The organism is Desulfogranum aggregans, assembly GCF_055398265.1.
The window spans coordinates 532,462-552,534 of the sequence record NZ_AP042447.1 but is presented as its reverse complement, the minus strand read 5'-3'; the positions used below and the strand labels follow the sequence as shown (position 1 = coordinate 552,534).

21 protein-coding genes are annotated in these 20,073 nt (G+C 52.0%); 13 read left to right on the top strand and 8 right to left on the bottom strand.

Features of this window, described 5'->3' with window-relative positions; translation table 11 throughout:
* Positions 1-4 precede the first annotated feature (4 nt).
* A complete protein-coding gene (kdsB, locus tag ACZ52Z_RS02600) occupies positions 5-784 on the bottom strand; it encodes a 3-deoxy-manno-octulosonate cytidylyltransferase (protein WP_464269204.1) in 780 nt (259 codons plus the stop codon).
* A 107-nt stretch (positions 785-891) separates the two neighbouring features.
* Here kdsB and ACZ52Z_RS02595 point away from each other — a divergent pair, with 107 nt between their 5' ends.
* Positions 892-1,689 (top strand): class I SAM-dependent methyltransferase, encoded by a 798-nt coding sequence (locus tag ACZ52Z_RS02595; RefSeq protein ID WP_464269203.1) that lies wholly within the window; start codon positions 892-894, stop codon positions 1,687-1,689.
* Between the two features lie 37 nt (positions 1,690-1,726).
* On the opposite strand, the gene ACZ52Z_RS02590 is transcribed toward ACZ52Z_RS02595, so the two are convergent.
* Both ACZ52Z_RS02590 and ACZ52Z_RS02585 read right to left on the bottom strand, forming a co-directional pair.
* Complete coding sequence (locus ACZ52Z_RS02590; RefSeq protein WP_464269202.1) at positions 1,727-2,935, bottom strand: DegT/DnrJ/EryC1/StrS family aminotransferase; 1,209 nt, start codon at positions 2,933-2,935, stop codon at positions 1,727-1,729.
* A 119-nt stretch (positions 2,936-3,054) separates the two neighbouring features.
* Positions 3,055-3,750: a YfgM family protein gene (locus ACZ52Z_RS02585; protein ID WP_464269201.1), complete on the bottom strand. Its 696-nt coding sequence runs from the start codon at positions 3,748-3,750 to the stop codon at positions 3,055-3,057.
* A gap of 287 nt (positions 3,751-4,037) precedes the next feature.
* On the opposite strand from ACZ52Z_RS02585, the gene xseA reads away from it, so the two are divergent.
* Positions 4,038-5,384 carry an exodeoxyribonuclease VII large subunit gene (xseA, locus tag ACZ52Z_RS02580; protein ID WP_464269200.1) on the top strand — a complete coding sequence of 449 codons (1,347 nt, stop codon included), beginning with the start codon at positions 4,038-4,040 and terminating at the stop codon, positions 5,382-5,384.
* A gap of 15 nt (positions 5,385-5,399) precedes the next feature.
* Here the strand turns inward: xseA and ACZ52Z_RS02575 are convergent, their stop codons facing one another.
* The 4 genes from ACZ52Z_RS02575 to ACZ52Z_RS02560 all read right to left on the bottom strand — a co-directional run bounded on the left by ACZ52Z_RS02575 (position 5,400) and on the right by ACZ52Z_RS02560 (position 9,450).
* Entirely contained in the window at positions 5,400-5,852 is a 453-nt protein-coding gene (locus ACZ52Z_RS02575) for a hypothetical protein (RefSeq protein ID WP_464269199.1), read from the bottom strand.
* A gap of 113 nt (positions 5,853-5,965) precedes the next feature.
* Positions 5,966-7,054: a nicotinate-nucleotide--dimethylbenzimidazole phosphoribosyltransferase gene (gene cobT, locus ACZ52Z_RS02570; protein WP_464269198.1), complete on the bottom strand. Its 1,089-nt coding sequence runs from the start codon at positions 7,052-7,054 to the stop codon at positions 5,966-5,968.
* A gap of 126 nt (positions 7,055-7,180) precedes the next feature.
* Positions 7,181-8,929, bottom strand: a complete 1,749-nt coding sequence (locus ACZ52Z_RS02565) for an ARMT1-like domain-containing protein (protein WP_464269197.1) — start codon at positions 8,927-8,929, stop codon at positions 7,181-7,183.
* The gene (locus ACZ52Z_RS02560; RefSeq protein ID WP_464269196.1) at positions 8,926-9,450 is read right to left on the bottom strand and encodes a shikimate kinase; all 525 of its coding nucleotides are present in this window, start codon (positions 9,448-9,450) and stop codon (positions 8,926-8,928) included. The genes ACZ52Z_RS02565 and ACZ52Z_RS02560 overlap by 4 nt, the downstream gene beginning before the upstream one ends.
* Positions 9,451-9,855: 405 nt before the next feature.
* Here ACZ52Z_RS02560 and ACZ52Z_RS02555 point away from each other — a divergent pair, with 405 nt between their 5' ends.
* From ACZ52Z_RS02555 to ACZ52Z_RS02520, 8 genes are all read left to right on the top strand, one after another.
* Positions 9,856-10,281 (top strand): DUF2231 domain-containing protein, encoded by a 426-nt coding sequence (locus ACZ52Z_RS02555; protein ID WP_464269195.1) that lies wholly within the window; start codon positions 9,856-9,858, stop codon positions 10,279-10,281.
* Between the two features lie 31 nt (positions 10,282-10,312).
* Positions 10,313-10,864, top strand: coding sequence for a DOMON domain-containing protein (locus ACZ52Z_RS02550; RefSeq protein ID WP_464269194.1), 552 nt, complete (start codon positions 10,313-10,315; stop codon positions 10,862-10,864).
* 68 nt (positions 10,865-10,932) lie between these two features.
* Positions 10,933-11,835: an SCO family protein gene (locus ACZ52Z_RS02545; RefSeq protein ID WP_464269193.1), complete on the top strand. Its 903-nt coding sequence runs from the start codon at positions 10,933-10,935 to the stop codon at positions 11,833-11,835.
* A 21-nt stretch (positions 11,836-11,856) separates the two neighbouring features.
* Positions 11,857-13,488: a cytochrome c oxidase subunit I gene (locus ACZ52Z_RS02540; protein WP_464269192.1), complete on the top strand. Its 1,632-nt coding sequence runs from the start codon at positions 11,857-11,859 to the stop codon at positions 13,486-13,488.
* Positions 13,489-13,544: 56 nt separating this feature from the next.
* Positions 13,545-14,141, top strand: a complete 597-nt coding sequence (locus ACZ52Z_RS02535) for a cytochrome c oxidase subunit 3 family protein (protein ID WP_464269191.1) — start codon at positions 13,545-13,547, stop codon at positions 14,139-14,141.
* Positions 14,142-14,157: 16 nt separating this feature from the next.
* Positions 14,158-14,445, top strand: a complete 288-nt coding sequence (locus ACZ52Z_RS02530) for a cytochrome C oxidase subunit IV family protein (RefSeq protein ID WP_464269190.1) — start codon at positions 14,158-14,160, stop codon at positions 14,443-14,445.
* A 23-nt stretch (positions 14,446-14,468) separates the two neighbouring features.
* On the top strand, positions 14,469-15,065 hold the full coding sequence (coxB, locus tag ACZ52Z_RS02525) for a cytochrome c oxidase subunit II (protein ID WP_464269189.1): 597 nt from the start codon (positions 14,469-14,471) through the stop codon (positions 15,063-15,065).
* Positions 15,034-15,972 carry a UbiA family prenyltransferase gene (locus ACZ52Z_RS02520; RefSeq protein WP_464269188.1) on the top strand — a complete coding sequence of 313 codons (939 nt, stop codon included), beginning with the start codon at positions 15,034-15,036 and terminating at the stop codon, positions 15,970-15,972. Before coxB ends, ACZ52Z_RS02520 begins: the two co-directional genes overlap by 32 nt.
* Here ACZ52Z_RS02520 and ACZ52Z_RS02515 read toward each other — a convergent pair.
* Positions 15,891-17,042: a tRNA-queuosine alpha-mannosyltransferase domain-containing protein gene (locus tag ACZ52Z_RS02515; RefSeq protein ID WP_464269187.1), complete on the bottom strand. Its 1,152-nt coding sequence runs from the start codon at positions 17,040-17,042 to the stop codon at positions 15,891-15,893. The genes ACZ52Z_RS02520 and ACZ52Z_RS02515 overlap by 82 nt on opposite strands.
* 206 nt (positions 17,043-17,248) lie before the next feature.
* On the opposite strand from ACZ52Z_RS02515, the gene ACZ52Z_RS02510 reads away from it, so the two are divergent.
* The 3 genes from ACZ52Z_RS02510 to ACZ52Z_RS02500 all read left to right on the top strand — a co-directional run bounded on the left by ACZ52Z_RS02510 (position 17,249) and on the right by ACZ52Z_RS02500 (position 20,048).
* Positions 17,249-18,001 carry a putative metalloprotease CJM1_0395 family protein gene (locus tag ACZ52Z_RS02510; protein ID WP_464269186.1) on the top strand — a complete coding sequence of 251 codons (753 nt, stop codon included), beginning with the start codon at positions 17,249-17,251 and terminating at the stop codon, positions 17,999-18,001.
* A 107-nt stretch (positions 18,002-18,108) separates the two neighbouring features.
* Positions 18,109-19,425, top strand: a complete 1,317-nt coding sequence (locus tag ACZ52Z_RS02505) for a M18 family aminopeptidase (protein ID WP_464269185.1) — start codon at positions 18,109-18,111, stop codon at positions 19,423-19,425.
* Positions 19,422-20,048: a lytic transglycosylase domain-containing protein gene (locus ACZ52Z_RS02500; protein ID WP_464269184.1), complete on the top strand. Its 627-nt coding sequence runs from the start codon at positions 19,422-19,424 to the stop codon at positions 20,046-20,048. The genes ACZ52Z_RS02505 and ACZ52Z_RS02500 overlap by 4 nt, the downstream gene beginning before the upstream one ends.
* Positions 20,049-20,073: the final 25 nt, after the last annotated feature.

The following is a 20,073-nucleotide window of genomic DNA, read 5'->3' as shown; positions in this document are numbered from 1 at the left end:
AAGATTATGACTGGGCAGGCTGAGCTGCAGACTGACGGAGAAGCTGTTCGACCCGGTCGATATCCTGCGGCGTATCAACCTCAACCGAATCATGTTCCGTTAAGATAACCCGAATGGTATAGCCGAATTCAAGCGCCCGTAACTGTTCAAGTTTTTCAAATTTTTCCCATTCTCCTTCCGGGAGGCCAACAAAGGTAACCAGAAAGCCTTTCCGGTAGGCATAAATACCCAGGTGTTTGTAATAGGTTGGTTGCTCCGCCTCTTCAGGATTTCGCTGAAAAGGAATGGGCGAGCGCGAGAAATAGAGAGCATTTCTATGGCAGTCAAAAACGGTTTTCACATGATTGGGGTCATGAATCTCTTCTGGCCGGATGATCTTATAGATCAGGGTGGACATGGGCAACGCCGGGTCGTCAAGCAGGGGGGTGGCAACCTGTCCGATAACCTCATGGGGAAACAGGGGCTGGTCACCTTGAATATTGACGATAACATCATGTTCATCCACATCCATTAATTCCACTGCTTCCGCCAACCGATCGGTGCCGGTGACGTGATCGTTTCTGGTAAGCACGTATTCCCCGCCGAATCCGCTCACAACCCTGGCAATGCGATCATCGTCTGTGGCCACAACCACCCGGCTGAGCAGACTGACCTGCTGGGCACGCTCAACCACATGCTGAATCATTGGTTTCCCGTGGATAAGCGCAAGAGGCTTACCGGTGAAGCGATTAGAATGATACCGTGCCGGGATGACGGCGACGACCTTGGGAGATTTTTCACTCATGAAGAAGCCTGCTTGAATGAGGTGGATATTTACAAACTCTATTTTTATGATACATTGAGGATAGTTAAAAGGCAAACCCCATCAACATCTCCATATGCTTTCAGTCGATGCTACCCAAGGCGCCCATTGCAGTGTATGCCGACCCCGACATTCCTCTTGCCAAGGCCCGACAACTGGCGCAAACCGTCGACCTCCCCTTGATTCAACACCTCGAACCCGATGGGATTTATCTGCACCAGACATCGGCCTGGCTTGAACTGCTGGCCTATGGGGAAAAAGGCGGAAAGCCCCTACGGCTTAAGGTCGATTTTACCGAGGGAAAAAACCTGTACCGGGCGAGGAAGGCTCATAGCGAACTGGTAGTGCGGGCTGTAAAAGTCAGAAAACGACTCCCGGCGCGAGTGGTCGATGCGACCGGCGGACTGGGAAAAGACGCCTTTCTCCTGGCTGCTGCCGGTTGCACGGTGGATGTTTTTGAACGCAATCCGATCATGGCGGTGCTGCTACTGGATGGGTTGCGCCGGGCGTCATACGATCATGCTACTGCTGATATATGTGCCCGTATCATTCTGCACCCTGTTGATATGGTATCCCATATCAACGAAACAACGGATGCTCCGGAAGTCATTTACCTTGACCCCATGTTCCCTGCGCGGACCAAACGGGCCAAAGTCAAGCTGGACCTGTCGCTCCTTCAGTGCATAGCCCAAGGTCAAGAGGGCGAGCAGGAACTTTTTGCCGCAGCCTGGAATGCAGGACCTCGAAAAATTGTGGTGAAACGACCTGTTCACGGCAGTTGGCTGTGCAACGTGCAACCAAGCGCCACCCTGCAGGGAAAGGCCGTTCGCTTTGACATGTATATACCGTCAACCTACGCCTGCCTTCCGACCTTCTTTGACCATTGATCAGCAGTGGATATTCGCTTTACCTCAGGCGCCCCCTTCACGCCCACTGCATGCGGCTGACGGCTTCAATGGCCTCCAGGATTCGTTTTCTGTCGTTGTCCGCAAGGCGGACCGGAACCGGATAGCACAGGGTTCGCGCCATCAGTGCTGCAGAAACAGGTAAGGCCGAAGGATCATAGTGGAAGCGTCTTCTGCCGTCGACCTTAAAAGGCCACCCATTATGGCACAGGGTTTTCGCTCCATGCAGATTTTCCCACTTGGGATAAAAATGCCAACTGTTTTCACCCCAGTTGATGGCACCGGCATCGTGTTCCCTGAGTACAGCGTTCACTGCCGCTGCCTGCTCACTGTTTTCCAGCATAAAGGCGAAAAAAGTGGCGGAATCTCCCTGCTCATCAAGAATTTCCCGAAATTGAACCCCGGGAATCATCCGCACGGCACTCTTCAGGATCGCCTTATTCGCCTGCTGGCTTGCCACCATCTGATCAAGTTTTGCCAACTGGGCGAGTCCAATGGCGCCCTGAATTTCCATCATCCGAAAATTAAAGCCGATAAAAGACCGCCCCTCTCCTCCTCTACCGCCGGGATTGGGCAGGTGGTCGTGGCCATGATCATGGTACTCGGACATTCGCTGCCACAGTTGCTGATCGCTGGTAATACACATCCCCCCTTCACCAGTGGTAATGGTTTTGACAGAGTCAAAGGAAAAGGTTCCGCATGTACCATAGGTACCGAGATGACGGCCGTGCAGGGTGCCACCCGCCGCCTGGGCGGTGTCCTCGATCAACGGTATATTGTGCGCATCGGCAATGGCTTTTATCTGCTCGACCCGTGCCTGCGCACCAAGCATATGCACCACGATAATGGCTTTTGTCTCCGGGGTGATTTTGCGTTGCAAGTCTTCCGGATCCATATTCAGTGTCTGATCGATTTCAGTGAAAACGGGGATTGCACCGGTATCCAAAATCGCTTCCCAGGTTGCCACAAAGGTAAAGCCCTGGGTAATAACGTGATCCCCCGGTCCTATTCCGAGTGCGGTAAGGGCCACCTTCAGGGCTGCGGTACCCGAGGTGACAGCCTGGGCGTAGCCCGCCCCGGTATACGCGGCAAAGGCCTCCTCAAATTCCCTTACCTTGTAAGTATCATTACGCTGCCCGGCAAACTCATACCGAAAAAGTACCCCGGAATCTAATACTTCCTGAACCTGTTTTTTTTCTTCTTCACCAAAAACTTCAAATCCTGGCATGCGACCTCCTGATGTACATACGTCCGCTTTTCGGCTTGTTCATGCCCTCTGCTTGTTTACGCTTGAACACGAGGGAGCAATAGAATGCAATATTAACCGAAAACGACTGAAAAAAGTTCTTACAACTGTAGGGCCTGTAGGCGTGACTGGATAATCTGCCGTTCAGGATCAGCCTGTCCTCCGGCGGCTGCCACTTCCGTGAGTTCAAGATATTTTGTGTACATGGCAACAGCCTGTTCGTTGTTGCCCAGAGACTCCTGTACTCTGCCCATGGCTTTATGGGCTGCCGCTTCAAAGCCTTCCACAGAGGAGAGGACGGTATAGGCGCCAAGGGCTTTTGTCAACTCACCCTGCTGTTCATACAGACTGGCCAACTTAAAGGTGACGAGAGGCTGTAACAGCGGACTCAACGATGTATCCGCCTCCATTTGGGTTAACAACGCAATCGCTTCGGTGTAATTCTCCTCTCCCTGGTACAGTTTTACCAATTCTATTTTGGCAAGATTTGCTGAAGGGGTGGAACTATATTCCTCGGCTACCGCTTGCAGCAACAGTTCGGTTTCTCCCTCACTCTGCAGGGCTGTATCGAGCGCTGAGGCTGCTTTGTTGATGGTGTAGGTTCTGTATGAATCCCACAGTGAAACGGCCACGACCACCACAGCAACACAAGCGAGAATAATCCAGATAGTGCGGCTGTTTCTGCGGAGAAAGGCAATGAGAGAGGGAGGGAGGTTGAATTGCTCAAGTAATCCCTCGGGTTCTGCCATTCGGTTCATTTCAAGTGCCCGCCTGTCTAAGGCATTCTGATCTGCCATAATCTCCTCTCGCTTTGGCCTCTGCATGTCAACGGGTGTTGCATTGCTGCGTCCCCGGCATTACACTGATTGCTTGTGTTCACAGTAAAAACAGAAAGGATTATACTGTACGCCACAAAAAATGCATTAACCAATCGGCATGAAAAAAGAAAAACCCAGGCGTGCTCTTTTTCCCGCAGAAAAACAACCACGCCCGCAGCGCTTCTGCCCAGGCGCACCCCTTGTTTTTGTCGGTCAGCGGCGCGCAAGCGTTCCTTTGTCCAACCATCTTATCTGTCACTGCCCTTATGAATGGACCAGCAACAATTTACACAGTCTCTGAGCTCAACAGGCAAATTCGTGGACTCCTGGAAGGGCGCTACCCCTTTCTCAGCGTTTCCGGCGAGATATCCAACCTGCGGCGGCCTTCATCGGGCCACTGCTACTTCACACTCAAAGATGAGAGCGCTCAGCTTAAAAGCGTGCTGTTCAAAATGCAGCACCGATACCTCCTCCAACCGCTGGAAGATGGCAAACAGGTAATCTGCCACGGGAGGATTTCGGTATATGAACCCAGGGGCGATTATCAGCTTATTGTCGATACCGTTGATTTTCACGGTGCCGGCAATCTGCAGGCTGCCTATGAGCAGTTGAAGAATAAACTGGCGGCAGAGGGGCTTTTTGATCAAAGCACCAAACGCCCTCTCCCTCCCTTCCCCCGGCACATCACCCTGGTCACTTCGCCCAACGGTGCCGCGATCCACGATTTTCTTCACATTGCCGCTCGACGGTACCCCTTGACGGCGCTGACAATTTATCCGGTCACGGTGCAGGGACCAACGGCAACACAGGAGATAATCCAGGCCATACATCACATAAATCAGCGACAGGAGGCCGATATAATTGTTCTGTGCCGAGGCGGAGGATCCATCGAGGATCTCTGGCCGTTTAACGCTGAAGAGCTTGCACGGACCATCCGCGCTTCATCCGTTCCTGTAGTCAACGCGGTCGGCCATGAAATTGACTTTACCATTGCCGATTTCGCTGCAGACCTTCGCGCACCAACACCCAGCAGTGCTGCCGAGCTGCTCCTTCCCGATGCTCAAACAGTTCTCCGCCAACTCCAGTCAATTGAAGGCTCCCTTTGCCAGGCGTTGCAGAGAATTCGCAGAGAGGCGGAACATCGGCTGCGCTATGTCCGTCAGCGTATGCAGCGCATGCCTCACCCTCTGGACGCATTACTCCTGCGATTGGGCCACCTGAGCCTTTCACTGGAAAACAATTTCGAGGTCCTGATCGAGAGAAAAAGCTATCAACTGCAGACAGCTGCAGGAAAACTTGAGCAGCAAAATCCGCTTATTGCCCTGAACGGTAAAAAACAGCAATTGGAATTAATCGTCCAACGAATGGCCCATGCAATGCATATTCTTCTGCAGGAAAAAGAGCAGCACTATCGTGAGATTGCCGGGGTTTTGGATGCAGTCAGTCCGTTGGCAACCCTTGCCAGGGGATATGCCATTGCCCGGACAGTCGGCCCAAGGGGCGGCAGGATTGTGACAGATGCGCGCCAGGTGCGCTCCGGGCAGCCGCTGAACGTGCAAGTGAAGCACGGAAGTATCTACTGCCGGGTAGAGTCAACAGATGAGGAAGGATGAACAGGGGAGGCCTGTTCAGTTGTTGAGCATGTCCACCTTGCTGCTGATGGAGCTCAGAACGGCTCCGATATTTTCTGGGTTGTTTTTGACGGTTGTTTTGAGCTGTTTGCCCCACATCTTTAACATATCGGTGTTAACCTTGCGGACAGCATTGTCTTTACACCATTCAATACCAATTCGCATACCAAGCGTATCAAGCAGTGCTTTTTGCTGTGCTTTCTGTTCAGCAGGTACCTTCTCCAGAATCGAGGCGGTGATATCCTGCCACCCATCAACAAAGAGGTTCCCCTCCTGGAACTTAACGAACCAGTGCCGTTCATCGGCACTCAACTCTGTAGGGACAGTATAACCGATCGAGGGAGAAGCAGGATGTATCAACGCGGCCTGTGCGTCCTGGGCAGCAGCGTTCCCTACCAAGGATAGCAGCAGCAGGCCTATGGTGATGCCAGATATATGCGATATTTTCATTTGCACTCCGTCGCCAAACCAACCTTTAAGAATATTTATTAAGTAGGGTAACACTTCAAAATCTCTGTGTCAAGCAGCCGTCCCCGCATAGTACAATTTTTTATACTATTGCGTCAGTTCTCCTCCTGGCCACTGACCCCGGCTTCAGCAAAAGTCCGAACGTTTGTCAATACCCTGCGGGCAGCCTCTACGGCATTCATCGCAAATGCGGCACCTGTGCCTTCCCCCAGTCTGAAGTGCAGATCCAACAATGGGCGAAGATGCAATTTTTCCTGCATCACGGCATGACCGGGCTCAACGCTTCGATGGGCGCAGATGATATAATCGCGAACAAAAGGCTCGATGAGGTAGGCTATCAGCGCCCCGGCCGTGGCAATGAACCCATCCACGACCACCGGTTTTCTTGCAGCCGCCGCGCCGATGATCATCCCGGCTATTCCTCCTATCTCATACCCGCCGACTTTTGCCAGAACATCAATGCCATCTTTTGCATTGGGTTTATTTGCCGCAATGGCCTGTTCCACAACTGCCACTTTATGAGACAAACGATCAGCTTCCAGGCCCGTGCCTGAACCGGTAACCTTGTCTGCGGGTGTGCCTGTAACCACTGCTGCTATAGCGCTGCTTGGGGTGGTATTGCCAATTCCCATTTCTCCGGTACCGAAAACATCAACACGATCGGCCAATGACTGGGCAATCTCTATTCCGGCTTCAACGGTCATGACTGCCTGACTCCTGGTCATTGCCGGACCTTTGACAATATTCTGCGTCCCTTTGGCTATTTTCTTACTGATAAACCCCGAGGCACCCTGCAGGGAGGTAAACTCATCCACAGCTCCCATATCGACCACTATCACATCAGCGCCAGCCTGCTGGGCGAGCGCGTTTATTCCGGCCCCCTCAGTCATGATATTATGCACCATCTGCGTGGTTACCTCCATCGGGTAAGCGGATACCCCCTCGGCGACCACTCCATGATCGCCTGCCATTACCACAATGGTTTTCCTCTGTGTGGGCGGCTGAAGGGTCCTGGTCATGCCAGCGAGGTCAACTGCCAAGTCCATCAAATCGCCCAGAGCCCAGTGAGGCATGGTCAGCTGCTGTAGGCGATCGGTCGCCTGGTCCCGCCAGGTGGAATCCTGGGGATAAATCTTTCGACAGACAGATTGCACAAATCCTTCTTCCTGTTGCTGCTGCGTCACGCTCATCTCCTCACATCCCTTTATAAAAACTGTTCTTTTTTCAAGCTTGCTCCCTGCTGAAAAGCTATACAGAAAACAAAGGGAGACCCTTTCCTTTCTGCGCAGGGACCGCATCAAGCGGTGTGTTCATATACTCTCAACCAACGTCCTGTCCCACAATTTCCCGACCCCATACTCCCGGCGACGTCGAAATTTTTCCAATGAGGGACCGATAAGCTGCATCTCCGGATTCTGCTGCTGCATTTCCATGGCAATATCCATCTCCTTGGTACATCCGGTAGAATAAGTAGCATCCTTTCCGCTCCACTCTGGCGGCACCTTTTTTTTCATCAGGGCAAAGGTTTGCTCCACATCAGCCACACTTTGAAAACGCCAAATGTCAATGGTTCCAGAACGTTGAAAAATTTCCCACATATACATTATATCATCAGCATCCATCCCCTCCTCGAAATGCTCGGCAGGGTTGATGACCACCACATCATGCAGCGTTGAGCGCAGATGGGCGACAAATACATCCAGCACCTCTTTGGCAGTCTGCAGCTGCCCGGGAATGGAGCCGACAATAGCTGAATAAAACATTATTTTTTTCCCGGACTCCTTCTCCCTTCTCACCTTGGCAATCATATCTTCCGCTTTTCGGCGTAATACGGACTGCGGAAAACGGATCGTACCGGGATAATGCGGTTTCAATTCCATGTCAATATGCCCGTCATCGCCGGGAATGACGGAGAGGATATCGCGGGTAAACTGAAAGCTGTTGGTAACTATTTCACGGCAGCCCGGACTTCGGCTGATGACAATATCGGCCTCCTTGAATGCGCGGGCAAACGTTACTGAAGTCAGCAGTGGATTAAACGGTTCTCTGGTCCCGTCCGAGATAACCAGCAGGCGCTTATCACTGTCGAGGTGACGAAGCAACGCATTTTTAGAGATGGCCTGGTCCCCGATAATAATCGCATCCTCAATCAGCCCTGACAGGGTCGTGTCTTCCAGCAGATCGACAAATGAAACGCGATGGTAATAAAAATCCTGTTTCACAGCAAGGATTACCCGAATCCCCAGTTTCATCAGGTTGGCGATGAGGGCCAGATCAAAAACTATTTCACCAGAGCGTCCCGCCAGCCAGAGCATGCATGGCCGGCGTTTTCCGGAGAGGACGTCGCGCAGCCAATCCTGCAGCCATTGCCACTCTTCGCCCTGCAGGCTGCGCCCCATGACCTCTTTGAGAGTCTGGATATCGGGCGGTGCGTCAGTTTTCCAAATAGAACGGACAGAGGATAACAGTAACAGGCGCCTGAGGCGAAGAAGGTGCAACTGCAGATCGAGATCGAAAAGGGTGGTTTGCTGCTCGATCTTCAATCCCTCTGGGGATTCAAACACCGATTGAAAGGTCGCTGATTCCAGGAAAGCTGCAACCCTTCGGTTCTCGAGTTCCTTTACCTCTGCCAGGGGACGATCTATTTCACTGATGGTGGTGAAAATGCCGAGCAGTCGTTTTTCAAGCCTGCCGGGCAAGTGAACCTTGTGGGCAATTTCATGATTGTATTTTATGGACAGCAGGCTGAGCAGATACTGCTGCTTGTAGGGATCTTTTACCACCTCTTGCACCAGCCGTTCCAGCCGACTCCAAATTTTAATATATGCGGAGGTCAGGAGCGTGTCGGCCCGCTTTTCAATAATCGCATTGAACAGGGCGTCGGAGCAGGGATAGTAGAGATGATCGGGGTCCAGGTGCACCATGAAGTTGAGTTGCTCCGGTGAAGCCACCATATCGGGATACGCCTCGTAGGCAAGATGGTTCTCGGTAAAAAAATTGGTCACCCAGGCATCTATGTCAGGATCAACCCCCTTCTGGTACCGTGTTGGCAGTTTCATCCTTTTCCCCTCTCCAGTTGAAGCAACGCTGCAATATCCTCGGCAACCTGTTCGATTGGTTGATGGGCGACCTGGACCTCATGATCAGCCACCCCCCGGTAGCGGGGAAGCCGATCGGCAAACAATGCCTTTGCTTTTTCCATATCTTTGAGCAGTGGACGCTTTTTCAACTTCTTCTCTGCTTTTGGGCTGGTCAACATGCGCTCCAGAATGTGTTCTACCTCTGCATGCAGGTAGACGATCCTGCCCAGTCGCTGGATATTTGGCACCTGAAAAAAGCCTCCTCCAGTGGAAACAATGGTACTTGCAACCTTTGCCTCAAGCCACCGAGCCACATCCTGCTCTCGTCGCCGAAAGGCAGCTTCTCCCTCTTCACGAAAAATACGACGAATTTTTTGTTTGGTCATGGACTCGATTAAATCATCGGTATCAAGGGCAAAAAGCCCGGTTTGCCTGGCCAGTTCCCTTGCTGTCCGCCCCTTGCCGACCCCCATAAACCCTATAAGCAGAATATTAGTCATCAGGTTCTATCCTTTCCATTCTCTGGACTGCTTGTCCCACTGTTCCTTTTTAGGCTGCTCACTGTCGCCGTAGTCACCACCGACAGATGACTGTTGTTCCTCACATCCTCTTGACTCACCGGTGTCGGATAACCGAGGCCTCTCCTCTCACTGTATTTTTACCCGCAGAGCTGGTCGCCAGTAGGGAAATAAAGTACTGCCCATTGCCCTCAGATCAAAATAGCTTATTGTGTTCTATTAAACAGATATGCTATTGTTATCAGTCTATCTTTGAGGTTTAGCCTGCTCTGTACAGCATACTGCGTTGCAGTGAATAGGGCGATCTGCCGGCAGACGCTGACTGTGTTCATTACACGTACCTACAGGAAATAACAACTGTTCTCTTCACAACCCATGAGGTAGCTTATGATTGCATCCATTTACGGCCTGTTGGAAAGTGTTGGTTTTACCCATCCTCTTCATCCTGCACTGACCCATATCCCCATGGGCATGGTCATGGGGTGTTTTTTCTTTGGCATAGTTGCCTGGTATTTCAAAAAACAGGACCTGCGAAAAACCGCTCTGCACTCCTCCATCCTGGCCCTGATCTTTATTTTTCCAACCATCGTCGCGGGTGTGCTGGACTGGCAATATTTTTACGGTGGTATCATGCAGCCCCTGATTATCATTAAAATGGTTCTTGCCGTTGTTCTAACCGTATTGCTGGCTATTTCCATCAAAATGAATTTGGGGACTGCCAGCAACAAAAACTTATTCATTATCTATGCGCTCTGCCTTGCCTGCGCCACCGGCCTTGGATTTTCCGGTGGAGAAATGGTGTATGGCGGGTAACCCCTAGATTTTTATTACAAAGGAGAATTACATGTTTGTACACAACCGACCATCTGTTTTCTTCACCCTTTCTGCTTTTTTCCTCTGCAGTCTCCTGACCTTGGCTACTGTTCATGCCAATGACTATCAACATTCCCTGACTGCCGGAAAAATGACGTTTGACTGGTCGCTGGAGGGGGAGACACTGGCTGTTAAGATAGCTGCTCCAACCACAGGGTGGGTTGGTATCGGGTTTAATCCGAGCAACCAGATGAAGGATGCCAACTTTATTGTCGGCTATGTTAAAAACGGCAAGGTCTCCGTTTTTGATGAATACGGCGTCGCAGCCGCCAGGCATGCGCAAGATACGAAAAGAGGCGGTGCAGACAATGTCACGGTGGTCGGTGGAACCGAGCAGGGCAAACAGACCGTGTTGGAGTTCACCATTCCCCTCAACTCCGGTGATGAATTTGACGGCACCATCGACCCAAATGGCGACACGGTCGTGTTGCTTGCTTACGGGCCGGACAGAGACTCCACCCGCATGAAGCATAGTGCCCACGAAACATTGACAGTCAACCTCAGCAACGGTAGCGTCAAGTAATGCGATTGCGCCCTATATTTTTTTCCACTGAATCAAGCCCCTCTGGCCATCGAAGAGTACCGGAGGGGTTGCCAACCGTTCTATACCGGCACCCGGTTGCTGTCTGCTTGATGGCTGTAACCGCTGCCTGCTGTCTCCTGCTGTTTGCCGGCACGCTCTCGGCAGAGGAGATGACCATGGAGCACCACGATCACGGGCAGATGATGGCAGGAGAGAGTGACGGCCATGCCGACCACCAGGGCCACGGTGATGACCACGCAAAGATCATGGCCCTCCAGCAGGAAGTGAATGACAGTGAATGGGTGGAAGAAAAGACCGGACAGTTCATTCCTCTGGAAGCAACCTTCAAGGATGAACACGGAAAGACGGTCTCCCTCCAGGAAATTATCGACCGACCTACCCTGCTGCTGCCGGTATACTATTTCTGTCCCCGAGCCTGCTCCTTTGACCTGGCCAACCTGGCTGACGCCATCGCCAAGACGACCCATCCAAGCGGATCCTTCCGGGTGATCTCCCTCAGCTTCAATGCGATGGAGACCCCGGAAGTCGCAGCAGCAGTCAAGCCCAATTATACAGCGCTTCTCGGCGACGATTTTCCGGACGACGGCTGGAAATTTCTAACCGGCGACCAGGCAAATATCCTCCAGGTGACCAATGCCATCGGCTATAGCTTTAAAAAACAAAGCGACCAAATTTTCATTCACCCATCGGCCATGGTGGCCTTGGGGAGTGACGGAAAAATAATCAAATACATCTACGGTTCTTTTATCCCCGGAGACGTGGACCTGGCTATTGCTGAGGCGGAAAAAGGCACACCGGCCACATCCATCCGCCGTTTTCTCTCCTTCTGTTTCAATTACAGCCCTAGCCAAAACCAGACGGTCTTCACCTACCTCAAACTGGGAACCATAACCCTGCTCGCCGCAGGCGGGATCTACTTCGTATTTTTCTTTCTTCGCAGAAAACGCTAACCCTGAAGTATAGGTATTGCCATGTCATCAGATACACAATCCTTTTTTCACGTGTCCTCACCGCCAGGCCTTACCGGTATTAAGTCCTGGTTGCTGACTCATGACCATAAACGGCTGGGGCTGATGTATCTGTGGGCGGTTCTTTTCTGGTTTATTATTGCCCTGACCATCGGCTTCCTGATTCGCATTGAGCTGATGAGCATAGGCAGGACCATTATGTCCGCCGGGGTGTATAACTCCGCCTTCACCCTGCATGGGGTGATCATGATATTCCTGTTTGTTATTCCCGGTATTCCCGCAATATTCGGCAATTTTTTCCTTCCCATTCAACTCGGAACGGACGATGTGTTCTTTCCCCGCCTGAACCTCCTGTCCTGGTACCTGTACATGATCGGCGGCCTGCTGGCGATCATCTCCCTGTTCACCGCCGGCGGTTTCCCGGACACGGGATGGACCTTCTACGTTCCATTCAGCATCGGAACAAACCACAATGTCCCGCTGACCGTGTTTGCGGCATTTATTCTGGGTATGTCTTCCATGCTCACCGGCCTCAACTTCATCACCACCGTCCACCGGATGCGCATGCCCTCCATGGGATGGATGCAGATTCCACTCTTTACCTGGTCGCTCTACGCAACCGCCTGGGTACAGCTTTTAGCCACTCCGGTCATCTCTATCACCCTACTGCTGATCATTTTTGAACGGGCGTTTAACATTGGCCTGTTTGACCCGGACAAAGGCGGTGACCCGCTCCTGTATCAACACCTGTTCTGGATGTACTCGCATCCCGCAGTATATGTGATGATCCTGCCCGGCATGGGCGTTATTTCAGAAGTCATTGCCACTTTTTCTCGTAAAGCCATTTTCGGGTACAAGGCGATGGTGTTCTCTTCCCTGGGAATTGCAGTTGCCGGCTCTCTGGTCTGGGCGCATCATATGTATACCAGCGGCATGAGCGATACCGCGGTCTTTGTCTTTTCCCTGCTCACTTTTCTGGTCGCCATCCCCACAGCGATCAAGGTTTTTTCCTGGGTGTCGACACTCTACAAAGCATCGATAGAGATGACCCCCCCGCTATTGTATGCCCTTGTCTTTATATATCTTTTTTCTGTTGGCGGTCTCACCGGCCTGGTCCTGGGGGCAGCGGGCACAGATATCCATGTCCATGACACCCACTTTGTGGTCGCTCATTTCCATTTCACCATGTTCGGTGGGACCGGTTTTGCCTTTTTTGCCGCTCTTCATCACTGGTGGCCCAAAATGTTCGGCATAATGTACGATTTCCGACGAGCCTATATAGCTGCGACCCTGGCAACTGTCGGCTTCATGTTTCACTATGTCCCCATGCTGATTCTCGGCATGCAGGGCATGCCTCGCAGGTACTACGATTATCTGCCGCAGTTCTCCCAGGGGAATACCCTTGCGGCCATCGGCGGCCTCCTGCTCTTTGCTGGAATCATGCTTATGCTCATTAATCTGTTTATGAGTTTGAGAAAACGGGAACCAGCCACTGCCAACCCATGGGGCGGCTGCACTCTGGAGTGGAGTGTTCCCTCTCCCCCACCAGTACATAATTTTGTTTCAGAGCCCGTGATACACGACTACCCCTACGATTTCTCCGACATCCTTGCTACCAGGCAGGCAGGTAGATAAAGCAGGAACAAGAACCGAGGTTGAGAGGTACTCGTTTCTCTCACAGAGGACAATACATGGAAAAAAAGAGTGACCTTACAGGGATACGCATAGGCATGTGGCTCTTCCTCTATACAGAGATCATTCTCTTCGGAGGGCTGTTTGTGCTGTATGCCGTTTATTTTCATATGTATCCCGAAGATTTCGTTGCCGGGGGCAAGCAACTCGACCGGGTCATTGGTGCAGCCAATACCATCATCCTGCTGGTGTCCAGTTTTACGGTAGCAGCTTCCATCACCGCCATTCGCCTGCAGAGTAAAAAACTCTCCATGGGGCTGCTCGCTTTTTCATTTGGCTGTGGCATTGTCTTCCTGGTCAACAAGTACTTCGAATGGGGATACAAGTTCCACCATGACATCTACCCTAATTCCGATACGCTGGTCAGCGGACCTCCGGGGCAGAATATTTTTTTTGGACTCTATTACGTTATTACCGGGCTGCACGGACTGCATGTGATCATCGGCATGTGCCTGCTGGCGCTCAGCTTCTTCCTGGTTGCCAGAGGAAAAATTCATGCTCACCGTTTTTCCATGCTGGAGAACTCGGGGTTGTACTGGCACCTGGTTGACCTGATCTGGATTTTTGTCTTTCCCCTGTTTTACCTGGTTCTGTAACGATTTAGGAGCTGCCATGCAAAAAGATGCACCTCAACACCTGATGAAGTACTCAACCCTGGCCTTGGTCCTGCTCACGCTGTTGGTGCTTACCGTTCTCACTGTCGCGGTTAGCTATATCGATTTAGGCGTTTTCAATGTTCCCATCGCCCTGATCATAGCCTCGACCAAAGTCAGCTTTGTGCTGCTGTTCTTCATGCACCTCAAGTACGAGGGCAAGGCCATAACCGTCTCCTTTCTGGGAACGATTTTTTTTCTCGCAATAATGATCACTTTCACCTTCTGGGACGTGGCATTCCGGTAATCACCACAAGGAAAGGATAAAGAATGGATCCAGTATTAGGCGTTGATCGAGCATTCTGGTATATATTCGTTATATCAGCTTTTTTTCTGGTCGGCATTACAGCCGTGATGATCTATTTCGTCATACGGTACCGACGGAGTCGTCACCCCAATCCAGCGGACATACGGGGCAACTGGAAGCTGGAATTTCTCTGGACCTTCATCCCCACTGTTATTGCCCTCTCCATGTTCTGGGTAGGTTGGCAGTCATATACCGGGCTGCGCAATGTTCCCTCAGGAACCGTCCAGGTGGACACCCTCGGGCAAATGTTCTCGTGGATATTCATCTATGAAAACGACAAGGAAACAGAAAACGAGCTGGTTGTACCGGCGCATTCACCGATCCAGATCAATATCGAATCCCTGGATGTACTGCACAGTTTCTATATCCCCGCTTTCCGGGTCAAGGCGGATGCAGTAAAGAACTTTCCAACCTATGTCTGGTTTCGAACAAAAGATCCCGGAGAATACGACATCCTCTGTACCGAGTACTGCGGGATCGACCATTCACAGATGGTAGCCAAGCTCAAAGTCGTACCTAGGGAGGAATATGAGCAATGGCTTGAAGAGGAAGATTATTAGACACCTTGCAGCGGCCAAGGGCATACAGACCAGGCTTGGACCGTGGATGCACCTGATTAAGTGGCTGCTCTGTCTTCCTATCGCCTTGTCTGCAGGTTTCGGTTACATCCTGTACAGCCGCAGTCTTGACCTCCGTCTCTTGTCCCTCATCCTGGGGATGTACTTATTAGCCGCCGCAGCGGCGGCATTAAACAGTGTTCAGGAAAGGCAAACCGATGGCATGTATGTCCGGACAAGCAGACGTCCTCTGGTTATCGGTTCCCTCTCAACACGAGCAGCGCTTCTCTGCGCTCTTGTGCTTGGGTGCGTTGCGCTGGTTTTACTTGCAACAAGCGGTGCCGGTTCACTGCTGCCGACCTGGCTCGGCATTGTGGGCGTTGTCATCTACAACGGCCTGTACACACCGCTAAAACAGCAGACCACCCTCTCCCTGCTCATCGGAGGGTTGGCAGGCGCCCTCCCCCCGGTTATCGGATGGTGCGCTGCAGGCGGTGACCCAATCGACCCACGTATTACCGGTATTGCCGTTTTATTTTACCTCTGGCAGATTCCCCATTACCTGATGGTGTTGTTGATGCATAGAAGTGATTATCAAAGCGTCAGTCGATGTACTCTGGCAGTGTTGTTTTCCGAAAAGCGACTCCATCACCTTCTGCTCCTGTGGACCCTGGCCTATGTAACGACAGCGTTTGCCCTCACAGTGCTCCCTGTTTTTCTCTCATTGTATTCAAAAATTTACGTTGCTGGTGGCGCCTTATGCACCTTGATGATTTTCTGCTATCACCTGATGATTCGTTCCGGACCACCAGTCTACTCCTTTCTCTTTCATCTGCTCAATATCTCTTTCTTCCTCAACATGCCGGTGCTCAGCGCACTGGAACTCATGGCAAGCTCTTCAAGCCATTGATCAAATGCAGGAGCCATAACCTCCCAGGAATAGGGGGCGGTCAGCGAATGTGCCTGGTCCGGCGACAGGCGTTCATTCCTGTTGATAAGTGCCAGGAGCTGGTCGAGGAATTGATCGCGCCGATAACGAAATGCAGAAGGAAAAATCTCCCTGTAGGCAAGACGATCAGGCACCAGCGGAATACACCCTGCCCTTACAGCCTCAAGGACAGCCATACCGAAAAACTCGTGAAGCGCCGTTGAGACAGCAATACTGCCCTGATGAAGCAATCGGTGGTAGTCAGCCCGATCCGGTGCATAGCCAAAATGAAGGATGTGTGGCTTGAGCTGAACTTGCGCGCGGGTGAAAATTTCAGAAGACTTTCGAAAAGATTCTCCCAGGACAATGAGCTGGAAGTCAATGCCTTGCTCAGATAAGATGGAAAGGGCATCAAAAAAAGCAACCGGATTCTTGTCATGCTCCCATCGGTGATTCCAGACGATTACCGGGCCGGCAGCTTTTTCTGTCAAGCCCGCAGCATCCAGTGAACTAAAATCCATTCCAGGCCAGAGGACAGTGGTTTTTTTCTCCAATCCGTCACAGAGATAATCGAGAGAGATATCAGCTGCCTTTTTCAGATAGCGCTGCACTCCGGCCAGGAAGGTCGATCGGTTGTATTCACTGTTAAAGGCAACTCTATCTGCACAGAGCGCAGAGGTAAAATTAATTGCCGTAAACTGATACCTTGCCGTATCTCCGGGCCTGGAGGGATAGGCAAATTGGTTCTCATGAAAATAGACACCGATTGGCAAGTGTATTCCTGCCTGGGCAAGCATTGATCGTACAACAGCCACGTCGATAAAACTTGAAGTGAAGATGGCGTCAAAATGGTGACCGTCGTTAACTAGCGCGATAATCCGTTCCGCCATCCAGGGGGCAGCGAGCTGCATGCGCATTTTCCACTTTCTTGCCGGCAGGTGGAGAAGCATGAACTTGGCGGGAAGATGCGCCTGGAGTTGAGTCAAAAAACGTTGATGCGAGCCACCATAATAGGGCTCAAGCAGTAAAAAATGGCGTTGTCTCGTCAGCATGGATATCCTTGATTGAGGGGCAAAGGATTGGTGATAGGCTCAGGCGTTTCCATACCGATAGAGCGCATGGGCTGTTCTGTTTCTGTATTTTTTTCTTCTGTGTGCATGTAGGGAGACTGGTTTTCCACCAAAACGCTGCTTTTCAGCTTGTACATCTCCAGCGATTTACCGTATATTTCTTTTAAAACAGTAACACGTTTAACAAAATGATGGAATCTGTACAGAGCGCAACAACCACCTCTCTTTTTCTCTCGGTCACCAACGGCACTGACGCGCAGGCTAAGCTACATGCCCAGCCAGCTCGCCCGGTTTCCCGTGCTTCGAGCACAGCGGAAGTAAGCGGTCCTCTGGGTACGAGCGGTGCATCTCTTGGTGACCGCGTAAGCCTCTCGCAGGAAGGATCGGAACGTTCCAGGGAGCGTTCTGCAACGGGCCACGCAGAGCAGTCTTCGCCCTTCAGAGCTGATCACGAGCCCCCAGCGCAGGCCTCATCGCTGGATGCCGAAGAAGTACGGATGGTTGAACAACTCGAACAGCGAGACCGCGAAGTACGTGCCCATGAACAGGCGCATCTTGCCAGTGCGGGCGCCTATGCAGCCGGCGGCGCCAGCTACACCTACCAGCAAGGGCCGGATGGAAAGCGGTACGCTGTCGGCGGTGAAGTGCCTATTGATCTCAGCAAAGAACCGACGCCGGAGGCTACTATTCAAAAGATGCAGATTGTCAGAAAAGCGGCGCTGGCCCCTGCTTCCCCTTCAGCAGCAGATAGACGGATAGCAGCGGCAGCGACCAGCAAAGAGGCGTTGGCGCGCCAGGAAATCCAGCAACAGGAACAAGCAGAAGACCTGCCAGGGACAACCATCGAGATGACCGCTGAACACGTTCAACCTGCCGGCAATACGGTCAATACCGAGGGGACCGACGCGAACTCCTCTTCACGTTTTTCAATGGTGGTTTGACCAATCGATACCAATCATCTTTTTTCTTCGCCATTGCCTGGTTCCAGTACCAACGACCAACGATGACCGGGACTGTCTCCCCCCCTTGACCTCCACCTGTGTAGCCAATGGAATCTACTGAATTTGTACATGGACTTTTCGACTATATTCACAATGCCCCCACCCCTTTCCATGCGGTACAAACAAGCGAGAAGATGCTTTCCCTGCATGGGTTCCAGCGTCTCGAAGAACACGCAGACTGGCAGCAGCTGCCACCGGGGGCTTATTATGTAACCAGAAACCGTTCAAGCCTGATCGCTTTCAACCTGACCCAGTCACCGCATCCCCACCAAGCGCTACGCATGGCCGGTGCGCATACGGACAGCCCATGCCTCAAAGTGAAACCGATCCCGCTCAGTGTGAATCACTCCTATGTGCAGATTGGGGTTGAAGTGTACGGCGGGGCACTCCTCAATCCATGGTTCGACAGAGATCTCTCCCTTGCCGGTCGGGTTACCTGGCAACAGGAGCAGGGCTCCCTGCAATCCGGGCTCATTGATTTTCGTCATCCGGTAGCGGTCATTCCCAGCCTTGCAATTCACCTGGACAGAGAAGCAAACGAGAACCGTTCCATAAACCGACAAACGGATCTCGTCCCCATAGCACTCCTGGCCCACGACAGCACCCATCCCGATTTTCATGAACTGCTCATGGAACAGCTCCGCCGCCAGCACCAGGGCGCCGCACCTGTAGCCATCCTCGATTATGATCTTTTTTTCTACGATGCTCAGCCGCCGGCAAGGGTCGGATTTCACAACGAGCTCCTTACCGGAGCTCGCCTGGACAATCTCCTCTCTTGTTACACACTGATTGCCGCAGCAACTAGACAGGAATCTTGCCACGATATGCTCATTGTCCTCAATGACCACGAAGAAACCGGTTCGGTTTCAACCACCGGTGCGCAGGGAACCTTTCTCCAATCAGTGCTGGAGCGACTCTACCCGGATCCTTCGGACCGAAACCGGGTGGTCAGCCGATCATTCTTCATTTCAGTCGACAATGCGCATGCCGTACATCCCAATTACCCGGCCAAGTCCGAACCCAACCATCTTCCCACACTGAACCAGGGTCCGGTAATCAAAAAGAATGCCAATCAACGCTATGCAACCAACAGTGTTACCGGAGCACTGTTCAAATCCCTGTGCGCCAGGGCGGATATACCTGTGCAGGAGTTTGTCATGCGCAACGACATGGCATGCGGCTCGACTATTGGTCCCCTGACAGCTGCTGCCGTTGGCGTGCCTACCATCGATATCGGCGTGCCTTCCCTGGCCATGCATTCCATCCGTGAAACAGTTGGCAGCCTGGATGGATGGTACCTGTTTGAGGCACTGGCAACCTATTTCCAGGAAAACGACGACCATTTTCGGCTGCAGGATATATGACCCACACTTTTTCCGCTTACCCTATCCGCTCGCTGGCGATAATACTCGCCATTGTACTGAGCGCAGGCCCTGCGACAGCATCACTTACAGCCTACGTGAAGAAACATCGCAACATTTCTGTTTCCCAGCAGCAGGCCACCAGCATCGCCCGTTATGACCACCTGATCAAATATTTCAGTTCTTTTGCCTATTTTCGCCCGAATCACAAGGTCAATGCCAACTTTATCCGCGCCCTCATGCTGGCGGAATCCAACGGCAATCCGCAGGCAACCTCTCACAAGGATGCCAAGGGGCTGTGTCAAATCACCTTTCCAACGGGGAAGCGGGCTGCATCCGAGCTGGCTGCAAAAAACATGCAATTTCGATATGTCTCCAGGCGAAGACTGCTCAACCTTCGTCCTCAGGATCTATACAGTCCGGCGGTAAATATCCTGCTCACCTGTTACCTGATCAGCAAGTACAACCATGTTTTTCAGGGAAAGCTTGACCTGGTGGTTGCGGCTTGGAATGCCGGGGAGAATTCGATCACCAACAACCGTCCACCGCAGTACAAGGAAACACTCAACCTGATTGGCAAGGTTAACGGCTACTTCCTCTATTTTCTTCAACAGCGACGACGGTAATGGGGGCGCACCCACCTGTGTCAGC